The sequence below is a fragment of the Burkholderia humptydooensis genome, assembly GCF_001513745.1.
GTDB classification, from domain to species: Bacteria; Pseudomonadota; Gammaproteobacteria; order Burkholderiales; family Burkholderiaceae; genus Burkholderia; species Burkholderia humptydooensis.
Genome location: NZ_CP013382.1, coordinates 2,228,531 through 2,243,891 on the forward strand (window position 1 = coordinate 2,228,531; position 15,361 = coordinate 2,243,891).

The window sequence follows — 15,361 nt, forward strand, 5'->3', positions numbered from 1 at the left end:
GTCAGCGGCCTTTCTCGATCGTGCCCTTCAGGTTCGGATAGCGGGCGGTGATTGCATCCCACGTGCCGTCCTGCTGCAGTTGGGCGATCGCGGTCGACAGCTTGCCGCGCAATGCATCGCCGTGACGGACGCCCGCGCCGATGCCGAGGCCCAGCACCGGATTGTCCGCGCACGTGGCCTTGACCTCGAAGTCCTTGCCGTCGCGCGACGCGAGGAACGCCGTGAACAGCCCCTTGCCTTCCTGCACGTAGTCGACGCGGCCGGACGCCAGATCCGCGAGCGCATTGTCGAACTTGTCGAACGCCTTGATCTGCGCATCCTGCTTGAAGCGGGAATCGAGGAACGCCGAGAAGTTCGTGCCGGCCTCGACGCCGATCACGCGGCCCTTGAAGCTCGCGGGCACCGCGCAGTCGACGCGGCGCCGGTCGCTTTTCGCGCCGACGAACACCGTCGGCGATTCGTAATACGCACGGCTGAAATCGATCGCCTTCTGCCGTTCGCCGGTGATCGTCATCGACGACCAGATCACGTCGATCTTGCGATTCTGCAGCGCCGGAATCAGGCCGTCCCAAGCAATGTCGGTGAGTTCGCACCGCACGTTCAGTTTGCCGCACGCGGCATCGAGCACGTCGATTTCCCAACCCTTCCACTTGCCGGCTGCGCCCTTCGAAAAGAACGGCGGATACGACTCGGCGTCGATGCCGACGCGCAACGTCGGCTGGGCCGCATGGGAAGCCGGTACGAGGCCGAGCACGAACAGCGCGGCTGCGGCACGGCGGCCCCTGGAACGCATCAAACGATTCATGTGGCGAATTTCTGAAATAACGTCGGAACGACCGGCGTCGCAGCCGGCAGGAGGCGAGACTGTAATGCGCGCCGAAGCATGTACCAAATGGTTATTTGTTCGATGGATATCTGATCGCGCGATATGGCGGAACAGCGCACCGTCGAACGCGGAGCACGGTGCATCGTGCGACCGTTCGCCCGCTCACGCCTCCACTGTTTCGTGCTGCAACGCCGGCAGCCACGGATGATCAGCTCGCGCAGCGTCAGCCGCTGGCGTGCGTAGCCGACGAAGATCGCCACGCGTCCGCGCCGGCGATGCACGCTGTCGATCGCCAGCAGCAGCGATTCCGGCAACGGCTGGTCGAGCGGCAGCTCGCGCAGGTCGACGCCGCCGCCGAGCATGTCGGCGAGCTTCAGCCGGCCCTGTTCGTAATCGATGCGTTCATGCTTGTCGCGCAACCGTCGAATGCGACGGCCTGCCGATGCAGCTCGGCGACGAACGCGCGCGCTTCTTGCCCGCGCTTTCCGCTTCCGCAAAGCTCATTTGCCGTTTCATCGTCGTCGTGGGATCGTTCCGTGAACTATCTTCCACAACGTCCTCGGCGGCATCGGAGATGACCACCGAGCCAGATAAATCAGCTTTCCCCAACCCTTGTCGCCGCTATATCGACGTACGCCGGCAAATCTGCCTCGAAATCGAGGGGCCGCCGATTCGTGCCGCGGACGGGCGTCGGCGCGGGCGAACGAAGCAAGGGTCGCAGTACAGTTCGACCTCTGTGCGCCCGCGCCCGCGCGGCCTCAGAACTTGTGCAGCAGACCCACGCGATAGACCATCTGGTTGCCGCTCGACGACAGATCCGCGGAACCCACGATATGCGCTGCATCCAGCGCCGTCCCGGTACTCCCGTTGGTGTGCTGCCACGCGCCCTGCGTATAGACCGACGTGCGCTTGCTCAGGTTGTAGCTGAGCGCGAGCGCGCATTGCAGCCAGTACGGACTGGTGCTGCCCTGCGCGTCCTTGAACGAGCCGTGCGTATAGGCGACTGCGCCCGCCAGCGACAGATCGGGCTGGATGAAATACTGGCCGTTCAATTCGAAGTTATCGAATTTCCACGACTTCCACCCATTGCCGCCGATGTCGCTCACATAGGCGTTCGCGGCCGGATCGTAGACATCGACGTGCGAATATGCGAAGCCCACGTTCGAGCCGTTGGAGAAGGTCCATTTGACGCCCGCGTCGATGTTCTGCTGCACCGAAGCGGCGAACACCGCGTCGCTGCCCACGGCGCCGCCCGCCGTCGTGCCGCCGTTGTTCGTGCGCATGTAGGCCGCCGCCGCGCTCAGCGAACCGGCCGACCACGTCACGCCAGCACTGTAGTTGCGGTTGTCGGCGAAGCCCGTCGTGTTGCTGAAGCCATAGGCCGCTTCGACCTGCGCGCCGCCGAAGACCGGCGACAGATACTTGACCGCGTTGTTCACGCGCGTGTCGTAGTCGGCGTTGTCGTTGTCGAACGGATGCGCGGCCAGATCGCCGATGGTGCTGCCCGCCGCCGTGAACGGGCTCCACAGGTCAACGGTGGCGTCGTACTGGCGGCCGAGCGTGAGCGTGCCCGCCTGCTGCGACGCGAGCCCCACGAAGGCCTGACGTCCGAACAGGCGGCCGCCCTGATTCGCCGCACCCGTGGAGGCGTTGAAGCCGTTCTCGAGCGTGAAGACCGCGCTCAGTCCACCGCCCAGATCCTCGACGCCCCTGAGGCCCCACATCGACTCCTGGCTGTCGCCGCTGACCATCGCGAAGGCATGATGGCCCGCCGCGTTGGTGGTGAAGTTGATGCCTTCGTCGATGGCGCCGTACAGCGTCACGCTGCTCTGGGCATGGGCCGCCGTGGCGGCGATCAGTGTGATGGCCAGGGTGGCGCACGCGCTTGCGATGTCGTGTTTTTTCATGGAGTGGTGGCTTGTCGTTGTGGAGAATCCGGCAAAAGCGCTGGACGAAGTCCAGCCTCCATCCATCAGGATGGCTATTTATTTCCAAGCGAAGTGCGATGCGTGCTTTTCTGCGCGGCGCGGATCAGACCTGCGCGCCGCGCCGCATCGCATCGTCAGAGAGGGGCCACCGCTTCCGGGGCCGTGCTCGCGCCGCGCACGTCGGGCGGACCGGCAAAGCGGTGGCGCACACCCAGAACGAACCACAGCAGCGCCATCACGCCGATCAAACCGAGGCTCACGTAGAGCACCTTTTCGTTCGGCGGCTGGCAGCCCACGTACACCAGCACGGAGCCGCCCAGCACGGCCAGCATCGCCACCGGCTTCGACCACTTGCGCAGATCGAACGGGCCTTTGCGCGTCCACGTGCGGTCTTCCGCGTTCAGGGCCGCCGCGATCGGCATGACATAGGAGACGTAGAGGAACACCGCACTGCCCGTCGAGAGCACCGCGAAGGCGTCGCCGTACAGCGTCGCCGCGATGGCGAGAATCGAGCACACCCAGATGGCCGCGCCCGGCGTGCCGTAAGCGTTCACTTTCTTGAGCCACGCCGATGCGGGCAGGCCGCCGTCGCGCGCGAACGCATAGGTCATGCGCGAGCACGACGTCAGGCAGGCCAGTCCGCACAGGTAGTTTGCGAGGAAGATGCCCACGCCGAGCGGCACGCTCAGCCAGCCCGGCAAGGTGCCCAGCAGGATCGTAAAGAAACCGCTGCCCGCCTTCACGCTGCCTTCGAGGTCGGGCAGCACGAGCAGGAAGGTGCAGACCATCGCGTAGCCGAACAGGCTCGACCACAGCACCGCGCGCAGCATGCCGCGCGGCACGTTGCGCGGCGCATCGTGGGTTTCCTCCGAGGTATGCGCGGACGCGTCGAAACCCACGATCGTATAGATCGTCAGCAGCAAGCCCGAGAGGAACGCGGCCACCGCGCCCTGATGCGGCCACGCGCCCCCCTCGAAGCCGGTGAAGTTGCGGAACGTGACGAGTCGCGTGAAGTCCAGCGGCCCATGCGCCGAAACCAGCAGACCGAGCGTGAGCACCACGGCGATCGCGAAGATCAGATAACCCGAGAGGTCGGTGAGACGCGTGGTCAGATGCACGCGATAGTGATTGAGCAGCGCCTGCGACATCGTCACGATCACGATGAACGCGGTTTGATGCGCAAACGTGAGCTTGTCGGGATCGATATGGAACAGCGGCGCGATGAAAGTCTTGAAGAACGGATCGTAGACGCCGAAGTTCACCGAGGCGACCACGAAGATCAGCCCGAGCAGATTGAACCAGGCCGTGGCCCAGCCCCAGCCCTTGTTGCCGAGAATCGAGCTCCAGTGATAAAGCCCGCCCGCCGTGGGATAGGCGGACGCGATCTGCGCCATCGAGAGCGCCACCACCAGCGCGAACAGCGCGCCCACCGGCCAGCCGATGCCGATGGACGCACCGCCGCCTGCGCTCAGCCCCTGCGGAAAAGCCGTGATGCCGCCCGCGAGAATGCAGATGATCGCGAACGAGATGGCGAAATTCGAAAAGCCGCTCATGCGCCGCATGAGTTCCTGCGTATAGCCCATGCTGCCGAGAATGCTGGCGTCGTGATTCGCCGCATCCGCCTTCGGGGTGGGTTCCATCCTGATCTCCCGGTTGGGTCGGCCCGCGTGCGTCAGGCGCGCGCGCCGATATGCCTGCGTTGCCGTGCGTGTCGTTGCGCCTGCTCTTCTTGGCCTGGCGACGGCCGGAGTATCGCCGGGTGTTGCGAACTGCGCGTGCAGCGAGTTCCACAACGGGTCGCTCGACGAGTCATGCAACGGCTCATATAAAAGGCGGCCCGCCGCAGCGGGCCGTTCGCATCAGGGAAACTTCGCCATGATGTGGCGCGCGCAGGTGTACTCCTCGAGCGCGAACACCGACATGTCCTTGCCGTAGCCCGAACGCTTCATGCCGCCGTGCGGCATTTCGCTCACGAGCGTGAAGTGCGTGTTGATCCACGTGCAGCCATATTGCAGTTCGGCCGCCACCTTGAAGGCCTTGTTGACGTCGCGGGTCCAGACCGAACTCGCAAGACCGAAGTCCGAATCGTTGGCCCAGTCGATGGCCTGCGCCGCGCCGTTGAAACGCGTGACCGACACCACCGGCCCGAACACTTCGCGGCGCACGATCTCGTCGTCCTGACGTGCGCCCGCCACCACGGTCGGCTCGTAGAAGAAGCCGCGGCCCTCGGCGAGCTTGCCGCCCGTCGTGATCTCGATGTGCTTCTGGCTCGCCGCGCGCTCGACGAAACTCGCCACGCGTCCACGCTGGCGCTCCGAGATCAGCGGCCCCATCTCCACGCCTTCCATGTGCTGCTCGCCGTAGCGGATCGAACTCACCGCGCTGGAAAGGTCCGCGACCAGGCGATCGTAGATCTTGTCTTCCGCATAGACGCGACACGCAGCCGTACAGTCCTGCCCGGCGTTGTAGTAGCCGAAGGTGCGCAGGCCGGCGACCACTTCGTCGAGGTCGGCGTCGTCGAACACGATTACGGGCGCCTTGCCGCCCAGTTCCAGGTGCGTGCGCTTCACGGTGTGCGAGGCGGCTTCGAGAATGCGCTGGCCCGTCGAGACGTCGCCGGTGATCGAAATCATGCGCACCTGCGGCTGCGTGATGAGCGGCGCGCCTACGGTATCGCCGCGCCCCGTCACCACGTTGATCACGCCCGCCGGGAAAATGGCGGCGATCAGTTCGGCGAGCTTGAGCGTGGTGAGCGGCGTCTGCTCGGACGGCTTGAGCACCACGGTATTGCCGGCCGCAACGGCGGGCGCGAGCTTCCACGCCGCCATCATCAGCGGGTAATTCCACGGCGCGATCGACGCGATCACGCCCAGCGGGTCGCGGCGAATCATGCTCGTATGGCCCGGCAGATATTCGCCCGCGAGCGGACCGTGCTGCGTGCGGCACGCGCCCGCGAAGAAGCGGAACACGTCGGCGACCGCGGGGATTTCGTCGTTGAGCGCGCCCAGATACGGCTTGCCGCAATTGAGCGATTCGAGCCGCGCGAATTCGGTGGCGCGCGACTCGATGGCGTCGGCGAGCTTGAGCAGCAGCGTCGCGCGATCCTTGGGCGTGCTGCGCGCCCACGCGGGCCACGCGCGGCTCGCGGCGGCCGTTGCCGCCTGCACCTGTTCGAGCGACGCTTCGGCCACGCGCGCGATCGCTTCGCCCGTCGACGGATTCAAGATGTTTTCCTTGCTGCCGTGGCCCGGCATGAATTCGCCGCCGATCATCAGGTTCGTTTGCATCGATTTTTCCATTTGCTCTCTCTTCGTTGAGCCTACGCTCTTGGGTGTCGGTCCTGTCCGCGATGGCCGCGCGCCGTTCAGCGGCTGCTGCCCGCGGTACTTTCGGTGTCGCGCGTGAGATACCACGCGCCCAGAATCGGAATCATGGTGATGGCCATCACCATCAGCGCGACCACGTTAGTCACGGGCACGTCGCGCGGCCGCGATAGCTGGTTCAGCAGCCAGATCGGCAGCGTGCGTTCCTGTCCCGCCGTAAACGTGGTGACGATGATCTCGTCGAAGCTCAGCGCGAACGCGAGAATCGCGCCCGCCAGCAACGCCGTGGCGATCTGCGGCAGCACGACGTGACGGAAGGTCTGCCAACCATCCGCGCCGAGATCCATCGACGCTTCCACGAGGCTCGCGGGCATGCGCCGCAGCCGCGCGACCACGTTGTTGTAGACCATTACCACGCAGAACGTGCCGTGCCCGACCGCGATGGTCCAGAAGCCCAGGTCGAGATTCGCGGTCTTGAACGCGGACAGAAGCGCGATGCCGGTGATGATGCCTGGCAGCGCGATCGGCAGGATCAGCGCAAACGTCATGGCTTCCTTGCCGAAGAAGTTGCGCCGGTACAGCGCACCCGCGGCGGCCGTGCCGAGCAGCACCGCCAGCAACGTGGCGAGCGCCGCCACCTTCACCGAGAGCCACGCGGCCGCGAGCATGTCGTCGCGCGCGAAGGCGTCGGTGAACCAGTGCAGCGTGAAGCCCTTGAGCGGGAAACTGAACGCGCTGGTTTCGGTGTTGAACGCGTAGAGCGCGACCACGAGAACCGGCAGATGCAGGAACGCGAGGCCGCCCCAGGCGGCGCAGCGCAGCAGGCGCGAAGGCTGGGCGTCAGAATGCATCGAAAGCTCCCAGGCGTTTGGCGATGACGAGATACACGCCGATCAGCAGCATCGGGACAACCGTGAAGGCGGCGGCCATCGGCACGTTGCCGATCGAGCCTTGCATCGTGTAGACCATGGTGCCGATAAAGAGGCCGCTCGGCCCCACGAGTTGCGGAATGATGTAGTCGCCCAGCGTGAGCGAGAACGTGAAGATCGAGCCCGCCGCGATGCCGGGAAACGCCAGCGGCAGGATCACGGTGCGGAAAGTCTGGCGCGGATGCGCGCCGAGGTCGGCGGACGCCTGCAGCAGATTGGCCGGAATGCGCTCGATGGCGGCCTGGATCGGCAGGATCATGAACGGCAGCCAGATATACGTGAAGACCAGAAAGCGGCCGATGTTCGAGGTGGACAGCGAGTCGCCGCCGATCACCGGCACGCGCAGCAGCGCATCGAGCGCCGCGCGCAGATGCAGCGTGTCGATGATCCAGTAGAGCACGCCGCCCTGGGCGAGAATCACGGTCCACGCATAGACCTTGACGATGTAGCTGGCCCACATCGGCAGCATCACGGCCACGTAGAACAGGCCTTTTTTCGGTTCATCGCAGGAAACCGTGGAGGGTTTGATGGCGATTGCGTAACCTGACGCCTGACTTTAAGGAGGTCAGGAGGCAGAATTGCTCGATCGCAAGGCACTTCAAGCACTGGGTTGCTGGACCGGCTATCGGTTAGAGGGGGTGGAATGGCCGGAAGGAGAAGGCCGTACGCTGTCGCTGTATTTGAAGCCGGTCAGCAAGGTCATGTACTGCGAACAGTGCGGTGCACGCTGCCAGCAGATTCATGAGACGACGGTTCGCCGGGTGCGCGATCTGCCACTGTTCGAGTACCGGGTGGTACTGCACGTCCCCCGCCGCCGAGTCTGGTGCGAACGCTGCGGCGGTCCGCGACTGGAGAAACTGGCGTGGCTGGGCCGTTACCAGCGAGTGACGGAGCGATTTGCCAAGGCCTGCGAGAAACTGCTGCAGGCGGCCAGCGTGCAGGCGGTCGCCGCCTTCTACGATTTGGGCTGGCACACGGTCAAATCGATCGACAAGATGCGCTTGCGAGCGCGTGTGGCTGATCCTGACTGGTCGACGATCCGCTATCTGGCGATGGACGAGTTCGCGCTCCATAAAGGTCATCGCTACGCCACGGTGGTGGTCGATCCGATTGGTCGGCAAGTGCTCTGGATTGGAGCGGGACGCTCGCGCGAGACGGCCAGAGCCTTCTTCGAACAGCTTCCACCGGGTGTTGCCGAGCGCATCGAAGCAGTGGCCATCGACATGACCACGGCCTACGAGTTGGAGATCAAAGCGCAGTGTCCGCAGGCTGAGGTCGTCTACGACCTGTTCCACGTCGTGGCCAAGTACGGGCGTGAGGTGATTGATCGGGTGCGGGTCGATCAGGCTAATCAGTTGCGCCATGACCGGCCGGCCCGGAAGGTCCTGAAGTCCAGCCGCTGGTTGCTGCTGCGCAACCGCCACAACCTGAAGCCCGAGCAGTCCGTGCATCTGAAGGAACTGCTGGCCGCCAATCAGCCATTGTTGTGCGTCTACGTGCTACGTGACGAACTCAAGCGGCTCTGGTTCTACCGCAAGCCTGCCTGGGCGGAAAAGGCCTGGGAACAATGGATCGAGCAAGCCCGGCAAAGCGGAATTGCCGCGCTGCAACTGTTTGCGCAGCGCCTGCAGGGTTACTGGCACGGAATCGTGGCCCGCTGCCGACATCCGCTTAATACCAGCATCGTCGAAGGCATCAACAACACCATCAAGGTCATCAAGCGTCGGGCTTACGGGTACCGCGACGAGGAATACTTCTTTCTCAAGATCCGCGCCGCGTTCCCCGGTAATCCGCGATGAACCCTTTTTTCCAGCCCTTCGCGTAGCGCGCCATGTAGTACGCCACCGGAAACGCGAGCAGCGCGCTCGCGAGCGTCACGCAGCAGGCCATGCCGGTCGTGCGCAGCACCACGTCCAGATTGGCGGGATCGTGCACCAGCGCCAGATAGTTCGCAAGCGTGAAATCGGGACTCACGGCCATCGTGAAGTCGTCGAAGCGCCAGACGCTTTGAAGCAGCAGCGTGAACAACGAACCCAGATACACCACGCCGAACCACAACAGCGGCGGCAGAAGCAGCAGCGACAAATACAGGTTCGCGTGCCGGTGCAGGAAGCCGCTTGCGCGGCGCATCAGGCCGTCGCGCGGCGGCGCGGCGCGCGTCACGGCCGCATTCGATGTCGTGGTCATGCTCACCCCCGCGGCTCCAGCGCCACCATCGCACGGCGCGCCCACGCGAGCGTGACGGCGTCGCCGACCGCGGGCAGCGCCGTGGCCGCATCGTCCTGATTCGCAACCGTCACCGCGAGGCGCTGCCCTGCATCCGAACGCACCTCGAAGCGGCTCGTCGCGCCGTAGTACTGGATGTCGATCAGCGTGCCGGGCAACTGCACGTCATCGGTGCTCGCGGGCGCAGCACCGATGAAGCGGATGTGCTCGGGACGGATCGCAAACGGTTGGGTCGCGCCCACGCGTTGCAGCAAGGCAGCGTCGACGATCACGTTCGATGTGCCGACGAAATCGGCGACGAACGGCGTTGCCGGACGCGTGTAGAGATTGCGCGGCGTGTCGACCTGCTCGATGCGGCCTTTGTTGAACACGGCCACGCGGTCCGACATCGACAGCGCCTCGCCCTGATCGTGCGTGACGTAGATGAAGGTCACGCCGAGCTTGCGCTGCAAGGTCTTGAGTTCGATCTGCATCTGCTCGCGCAGCTTGAGGTCGAGCGCGCCCAGCGGTTCGTCGAGCAGCAGAATGCGCGGACGCCGCACGAGTGCGCGCGCCAGCGCCACGCGCTGCCGCTGTCCGCCCGACAGTTGGCCGGGACGCCGCGCGCCATAACCGCCGAGCGCGACGAGTTCCAGCGCCTCCTCCGCCTGACGATGACGCGTGCGTTTGTCGGCGCCGCTCACCAGCAGCCCGTAGGCCACGTTGTCGCGAATGTTCATGTGCGGGAACAGCGCGTAATCCTGGAACACGGTGTTCACGTCGCGCTGATACGGCGGCAGGCCGGTCGCGTCGCGGCCATGCAGGACCACGCGGCCCGCGCCGGGCTGTTCGAAGCCCGCGATCAGACGCAGGCATGTGGTCTTGCCGGAACCCGACGGCCCGAGCATCGAGAAGAATTCGCCGTCGTTGACGACGAGCGAAACGTCGTCCACGGCGCGCACGCCGCCGTAGTGACGCGAGACCCGGGAGAATTCGACTGCGCTATTCATGATGTTTCCTGCCTGTTGTTGCGACTTGCCGCATCGTGCCGCGGAAGGGCTGCCCCCCGCGCCACGCACGTCGGCGTGGCGTCCCGTGGTTTTCCCGTAGCGCTATCGACCACCCATGATCGAAATGAAATCCTGGGTCCAGCGGCCGTACGGCACGCACTTGCCCTGCGAACCGCAATTCGCCACCGGCGTCTTCCAGAAGTGAATCTGGTCGAAGCGGTCATAGCCGTTCGCCGCGCAGAAGTTCGAGCCGCCCGCCGCCGCCTGCTGGCAACCGCCCTGAATCACCGGATTCGAGCCGAACCATTCGGCCAGATCGGCCTGCAATTTGCGGTTGAGCGACCAGTTCATCCACTTGTAGGCGCAGACGGGATGCGGTGCGTCCGCGTGCATCATCGTGGTGTCGGCCCAACCCGTGGCGCCTTCCTGAGGAATCGTCGCGGCGATCGGGAATTTTTCGGCTTGCAGCGAATTCACCGTGTAGCCCCAAGCGCTCGACACGGCCACGCCTTCGTTCTTGAAGTCGTTCATCTGCACCGTGACGTCGTGCCAATAGCGATGCACGAGCGGCTTTTGCGCGCGCAGCACCTTGAGCACTTCGGCGTATTGCGCTTCGTTCAGCTCGTATGGGTCCTTGATGCCGAGCGCGGGATTCTTGCGCATCAGATAGACGGCGGCGTCGGCCACATAGATCGCGCCGTTATAGGCCTGCACGCGGCCCTTGTTGCTCTTGCCGTCGGGCAGCGTCTGCTGCTCGAAGACGACCGACCACGAGGTGGGCGCCTTCGGGAAAATCTTCGTGTTATAGGCGAGGAAATTCGCGCCCCACTGATACGGCACGCCGTAATGCACGCCATTGACCGTATGCCACGGCGCGTTCTGGAGGCGCGGCTCGATCGTGTTCCAGGCGGGAATCAGCGCGGTGTTGATCGGTTGCACCTTCTTGCCGTATACGAGCCGCAGACTCGCATCGCCCGAGGCCGTGACGAGGTCGTAGCCGCCCTGGTTCATCAGCGAGACCATTTCGTCGGAGGTCGCGGCCGTCTTCACGTTCACCTTGCAGCCCGACTGCTTCTCGAAGCCGGTGACCCAGTCGTATTTCTTGTCAGTGTCGCCGCGTTCGATGTAGCCCGGCCACGCGATGATGTTGACCTGGCCTTCCGGCCTGCCCAGTTGCGCAAGCGGCCCGGCCGCGCTGGCGAGCCCCGTGTTGACGAGCGCGGCAAGGGCGATGGCGGCAGCCATGTAAGGGGTGTGCGACATGCTCCGATTCCTCGTGATTGTGGCCCGGGCGGCGTACCTGAAAGCCCCGTGGGCAAAGGGTTTGAGGCGATGCGATGATGGTCGGAGCTATTCTAGGAGGGGGTCTTTTTTGACCGATAGGCCGAAACCCAGATACGAGCTATCTTAAATTCCGAACGCTCGAGCCGCAGAAGTCGACGAAAACGCGCTCGAGCGTGGCCGCGCGGCGTGGGAGGAATCGCGGCTGTCCCGCATGACGCGGAGCTTTCAGGCACGACGCAAAGCGGCGGATGCGCCGTCCGGCGCGCTTTTGCGAAACCCTCGGCGCCGCAAGCGGTGTCCGTGAAAACCCGAGCGGTGATGCGTATAAGAACCTGAATGTTTCGGCGGAATGGAATGATCTACGTGTAATATCGGAAATTCAGATCGACGATTTGCTGTGCGTGCGCGAATACTCGCGTGCGACGCTGAGGAAATGCTGCACCATCTCCGGCAAAGTGAGGCTGCGCCGCCAGGCGATGCCGATGTCGACGGTCGGCATCTCGCCCAGAATCTTGCGCACCTCCAGCCGGTCGCCGTCGAGCGACCAGGGGCGGTACAGCACGTCGGGGAGAATCGACAGGCCCGCGCCGGTGGCCACCAGACTCCGCACCGCTTCCACCGACGCCGTGCGCATCACCGTGTTGGGCCGCAGCCCCGCCGCGCGCCAGAACGCGGTGGTGTTGTCTTCCAACTCGTCCACTTTCAGCATGATCATGCCTTCGTTGGCGATCTCCTGAAGCGAGATGCTGCCCAGGCCGCGCAGCGCGTGATTGGCCGGCAGCCACAGACGCCACGCGGCCTTGATCAGCGATTCGGTTTCGATGGCCTGGCTGTTCTGCACGTTCGAGACGATCAGCACGGCCACGTCCAGTTCGCCGTTGACGAGCAGATGTTCGATGTAGTCGCGCTGATCCTCGACCACCTGCACTTCCACCTTGGGGAACACGCGTTTGTATTGGTCGAGCAGGTAGGGCAGGAAGTAGCCGGTCATCAGGCTCGTGACGCCGACGTTCAGGCGGCCGGTTTTGGTGTCCGGGCGCGCGGAGAGCGCTTGCTGGGCGTTGCGCACGGCTGCGAGGATCTGATGCGCGTGACGCAGGAATTGATGGCCCGCGTGCGTGAGCACCATGCCGCGCGCGTGACGCACGAAGAGTTGCGCGCCCAGTTCGCTTTCGAGACCTTTGATGGCCTCGGTGATGACAGATTGCGAAATGTTGAGCGTCTGGGTTGCGCCCGTCACGGACTCGGCTTCCGCCACCGCGATGAAATAACGCACGCTTTTGACGGAGAGGCTCATGGGGACGTCGGGCGGTTTTTGAGATCGGGGGGAGTATATATCGCGGTACCCTCAGGAAACGGATTCTTACGGACGCGTGCGACGTGAAGTCGCGCCAGTTGTTGGCTCGACCCGTACCCCCTCGCTACGGTGAGCTTGGCGCTTTCGCCCTTCGCCGACGCTTTCGCGCCCTTCACATCCGCCTCGTGAGCCGCGGCAATATCAGCGTCGACGAGTTTGTCCGCATGCTCGTCGTCGAACCCTGCGATGTCGCCGGGTGTACGCGTTGTTGATGATTTCGAAACCGCCGCCATCGCGCGCTCGAAGGTACGTGCTAACGTCTTGGCCATCTCGCCAGTTTCTAAGCTGGAAGTCCGCCTGCCAGCCTTGTTTAATGAGCGCTAAGCGGCCGCCAACGATTTCGCCGGACGTGTTCAGCTTCGAGTTTGGGTCGAAGTTACCAGTGTCCCAAGGCGTCGATCCTGCGAAACTCGGTCGAGCCGGAAGGTTCATTACGCCGTTCTCATCGATCACCGTGTACTTGTACGCGTTCGATGGACCAGTTCGGAAAACAACGTTTCTGACGGACGGGTCGTTGTAGATCATCGGCTTCGTGCCGTCGTTGTCCGCATACCCCTGGCTCAACTGAACCTGTGGCACCGCCAACGTACCAGTCATTGCCCCTCCGCCCTTGGGAACGGCGTTGTTCAGCACCCACTGCTGCGATGCATATGCAGCAAGTTGACTCGCGAACGCGACCACGCCGACGTCGGTTGTATCGACCGTCACACGCAGACCTGAACCATCCGTCGCCCAACCGATTTTCACCACGTTTTGGCCTTGCAGCGCGCCAGTACCCTGTTGAACCGGGGTGTATCCACCCGATTACAGGACGGCCTTCGCTTTTTCCGCGTTCTTTTACCCGCTATGCCATCAGCCTTCCTTGCGGTTGGCCTGCCATCGCTGGCAGCATGTCGGGCTTACCGTGTTCCACAAACATCACAACGAGTGGGTTAGGTCCTGCCTGTACACCGGTGGTCTTCCTGTCCGTGTGCTCCGTAGCAAAGGGAGGAGCAGCCGACCACGTACCGTTTGGTTCAAGCCTGTCAGCATCTTTGGCTTATCGTGCCTAACGATGCCTGCGGTAGTTCACATTCGTTGACCATGTCACTCAGCCTGGGATCCCATCGGCTCCGAGCGGCATATCGATGCTGCACTATTGAAGAACCCTGCGATTAAAACCCCGGAGCAATACAAAGTAAGGCTCCGTCCTTACAAGATATGTTCGCCGGCGGCGATTCAGTTACGAAACAAAGTCTGGCTAAAGTTGAAGGGAAATCGCTGACACACCATAGGCCCAACGAGTTCCAAACCGGCGAATAGTCGAAGGAAAGAAAAATACAAGCTTAAGACGGCATGCCTGGTTGTTCTGGAAAAGGCCGTCGATCCTGGCGTACCGAAATGATGCGGCCGTGGGTAATGCTGCGAACATTACCCACGGCCTGACCTAGGTGTACACATTGAGAGACCACCATGGCTGACTCTATTCTACGGGAACATCGGGACACTTGTCGTTTCGATATCTCAACGTTTCCTTTTGTGACGACGCAAGCACGGCCGCACACCATGAATCGCCCGCGCCCGTGCTCGTCGCGCACGAACATTAGGCCTCCATCGGAAAACCAAAAGACCTCAGGCAGTCGGATGTTCGGGCGCCGTTTAACGCTTCACAGTGGCCGACCTTCGATCGACAATTCGATCATTTCTCCGAACACCGCTCGCTGTAATTCAATCCGATACGTGAGCGACACCTGATGGCTAAAACCGTTTAGGCCACCTCCTGCTGCCCTTCGATCTGCCTCGGAGCAGGCAGCTTTTGCGATCGTCGATATCGACGATCGCCTTTTTACTCTCGTCGTGTCGTCGAATGCATGGCACACGATACGCGCCCCTGATGATGCACGGTGCTCGGATGTGCACGTTTAACGTAATTCGATTGGAGAGGCATTGTGGCAACTTACGAGGAACTGAAAGCTCAACTCGATGCACTCAATAAGGAAGCCGAAGCAGCCAGAGCGCGCGAAATCTCGACGGCGCTTTCTCGGATTCGGGAGGCCATCCTGATGTACGAAATTCGGCCCGACCAGATCTTTTCGCAATGGAGGCGCCTTCGCTCACCGGACAAGCGGCGTGGTCCACTGCCTCCAAAGTATCGGAACCCGATGACTGGCGAAACATGGTGCGGCCGAGGGCGAGCACCGAAATGGATGTCTGGCTCGCCGCGCGAAGCTTTCCTGATCGATCGGCTTGCTTGATCGACAATCGAGCTCTCGCTCTCGCGCTCATGGAACGAGCCAGTAGGCCAAGATGGTTCCGCTTGGAAGGTCCATTTCGTGGCTTGGGATGCCGCGGCCCATGCTGAGCGCACCCAAAGACGGTATTGGCCGGTCAATCTTGACAGGTCGTCTCGACGTTGTCGAACCGTCCACCGCCAACATGATCGTGAACCTTCGTTAATTTGGCTGCCGCCTTTTCTCTCTCATAGCCGCCCGTCGAATGCCGGACTATCTCCGCGAATTT

14 protein-coding genes and 1 pseudogene are annotated in these 15,361 nt (G+C 63.2%); 3 read left to right on the forward strand and 12 right to left on the reverse strand.

Annotated features, from left to right (window positions below; genetic code table 11):
- Position 1: 1 nt before the first annotated feature.
- The 7 genes from AQ610_RS28605 to AQ610_RS28635 form a co-directional block, all read right to left on the reverse strand.
- Complete coding sequence (locus tag AQ610_RS28605; protein WP_006029546.1) at positions 2-805, reverse strand: transporter substrate-binding domain-containing protein; 804 nt, start codon at positions 803-805, stop codon at positions 2-4.
- The gene (locus AQ610_RS28610; RefSeq protein ID WP_006029545.1) at positions 802-1,245 is read right to left on the reverse strand and encodes a hypothetical protein; all 444 of its coding nucleotides are present in this window, start codon (positions 1,243-1,245) and stop codon (positions 802-804) included. Before AQ610_RS28610 ends, AQ610_RS28605 begins: the two co-directional genes overlap by 4 nt.
- A gap of 339 nt (positions 1,246-1,584) precedes the next feature.
- The gene (locus AQ610_RS28615) at positions 1,585-2,733 is read right to left on the reverse strand and encodes a porin (RefSeq protein ID WP_009917538.1); all 1,149 of its coding nucleotides are present in this window, start codon (positions 2,731-2,733) and stop codon (positions 1,585-1,587) included.
- A 155-nt stretch (positions 2,734-2,888) separates the two neighbouring features.
- Entirely contained in the window at positions 2,889-4,394 is a 1,506-nt protein-coding gene (locus AQ610_RS28620) for an amino acid permease (RefSeq protein ID WP_009917539.1), read from the reverse strand.
- Between the two features lie 219 nt (positions 4,395-4,613).
- Positions 4,614-6,041, reverse strand: coding sequence for a gamma-aminobutyraldehyde dehydrogenase (locus tag AQ610_RS28625; protein WP_009917540.1), 1,428 nt, complete (start codon positions 6,039-6,041; stop codon positions 4,614-4,616).
- A gap of 77 nt (positions 6,042-6,118) precedes the next feature.
- Positions 6,119-6,928, reverse strand: a complete 810-nt coding sequence (locus AQ610_RS28630; protein WP_009917542.1) for an ABC transporter permease — start codon at positions 6,926-6,928, stop codon at positions 6,119-6,121.
- Positions 6,918-7,475, reverse strand: a complete 558-nt coding sequence (locus tag AQ610_RS28635) for an ABC transporter permease (RefSeq protein WP_006029539.1) — start codon at positions 7,473-7,475, stop codon at positions 6,918-6,920. Before AQ610_RS28635 ends, AQ610_RS28630 begins: the two co-directional genes overlap by 11 nt.
- Positions 7,476-7,584: 109 nt before the next feature.
- On the opposite strand from AQ610_RS28635, the gene AQ610_RS28640 reads away from it, so the two are divergent.
- Positions 7,585-8,805, forward strand: a complete 1,221-nt coding sequence (locus AQ610_RS28640) for an ISL3 family transposase (protein WP_045554815.1) — start codon at positions 7,585-7,587, stop codon at positions 8,803-8,805.
- Here AQ610_RS28640 and AQ610_RS28645 read toward each other — a convergent pair.
- The 5 genes from AQ610_RS28645 to AQ610_RS37060 all read right to left on the reverse strand — a co-directional run bounded on the left by AQ610_RS28645 (position 8,768) and on the right by AQ610_RS37060 (position 13,609).
- On the reverse strand, positions 8,768-9,193 hold the full coding sequence (locus tag AQ610_RS28645; RefSeq protein WP_045554725.1) for an ABC transporter permease family protein: 426 nt from the start codon (positions 9,191-9,193) through the stop codon (positions 8,768-8,770). The genes AQ610_RS28640 and AQ610_RS28645 overlap by 38 nt on opposite strands.
- A gap of 2 nt (positions 9,194-9,195) precedes the next feature.
- Entirely contained in the window at positions 9,196-10,221 is a 1,026-nt protein-coding gene (locus tag AQ610_RS28650; protein ID WP_009916928.1) for an ABC transporter ATP-binding protein, read from the reverse strand.
- A 102-nt stretch (positions 10,222-10,323) separates the two neighbouring features.
- Positions 10,324-11,484 (reverse strand): ABC transporter substrate-binding protein, encoded by a 1,161-nt coding sequence (locus AQ610_RS28655; protein WP_230479310.1) that lies wholly within the window; start codon positions 11,482-11,484, stop codon positions 10,324-10,326.
- 400 nt (positions 11,485-11,884) lie between these two features.
- Positions 11,885-12,802: a LysR family transcriptional regulator gene (locus AQ610_RS28660; RefSeq protein ID WP_009916926.1), complete on the reverse strand. Its 918-nt coding sequence runs from the start codon at positions 12,800-12,802 to the stop codon at positions 11,885-11,887.
- 201 nt (positions 12,803-13,003) lie between these two features.
- Complete coding sequence (locus AQ610_RS37060) at positions 13,004-13,609, reverse strand: hypothetical protein (RefSeq protein WP_197417882.1); 606 nt, start codon at positions 13,607-13,609, stop codon at positions 13,004-13,006.
- 358 nt (positions 13,610-13,967) lie between these two features.
- Between AQ610_RS37060 and AQ610_RS35250 the strand changes: the two are divergent.
- Together AQ610_RS35250 and AQ610_RS32045 are read left to right on the forward strand one after the other, a co-directional pair.
- Positions 13,968-14,126 (forward strand): annotated as a pseudogene (locus tag AQ610_RS35250) (extracellular solute-binding protein); the annotation flags it as partial.
- A 664-nt stretch (positions 14,127-14,790) separates the two neighbouring features.
- Complete coding sequence (locus AQ610_RS32045) at positions 14,791-15,096, forward strand: H-NS histone family protein (RefSeq protein WP_009916980.1); 306 nt, start codon at positions 14,791-14,793, stop codon at positions 15,094-15,096.
- The last annotated feature ends 265 nt before the right edge of the window (positions 15,097-15,361 follow it).

What these genes read in the sequence shown, in the direction of transcription:
- AQ610_RS28615 (WP_009917538.1), bottom strand. Translation starts at nt 2,733, where the DNA reads ATGAAAAAACACGACATCGCAAGCGCGTGCGCCACCCTGGCCATCACA.
- AQ610_RS28660 (WP_009916926.1), bottom strand. Translation starts at nt 12,802, where the DNA reads ATGAGCCTCTCCGTCAAAAGCGTGCGTTATTTCATCGCGGTGGCGGAA.
- AQ610_RS28605 (WP_006029546.1), bottom strand. Translation starts at nt 805, where the DNA reads ATGAATCGTTTGATGCGTTCCAGGGGCCGCCGTGCCGCAGCCGCGCTG.
- AQ610_RS28635 (WP_006029539.1), bottom strand. Translation starts at nt 7,475, where the DNA reads ATGCTGCCGATGTGGGCCAGCTACATCGTCAAGGTCTATGCGTGGACC.
- AQ610_RS28630 (WP_009917542.1), bottom strand. Translation starts at nt 6,928, where the DNA reads ATGCATTCTGACGCCCAGCCTTCGCGCCTGCTGCGCTGCGCCGCCTGG.
- AQ610_RS28650 (WP_009916928.1), bottom strand. Translation starts at nt 10,221, where the DNA reads ATGAATAGCGCAGTCGAATTCTCCCGGGTCTCGCGTCACTACGGCGGC.
- AQ610_RS28655 (WP_230479310.1), bottom strand. Translation starts at nt 11,484, where the DNA reads ATGTCGCACACCCCTTACATGGCTGCCGCCATCGCCCTTGCCGCGCTC.
- AQ610_RS28620 (WP_009917539.1), bottom strand. Translation starts at nt 4,394, where the DNA reads ATGGAACCCACCCCGAAGGCGGATGCGGCGAATCACGACGCCAGCATT.
- AQ610_RS28625 (WP_009917540.1), bottom strand. Translation starts at nt 6,041, where the DNA reads ATGCAAACGAACCTGATGATCGGCGGCGAATTCATGCCGGGCCACGGC.
- AQ610_RS28645 (WP_045554725.1), bottom strand. Translation starts at nt 9,193, where the DNA reads ATGACCACGACATCGAATGCGGCCGTGACGCGCGCCGCGCCGCCGCGC.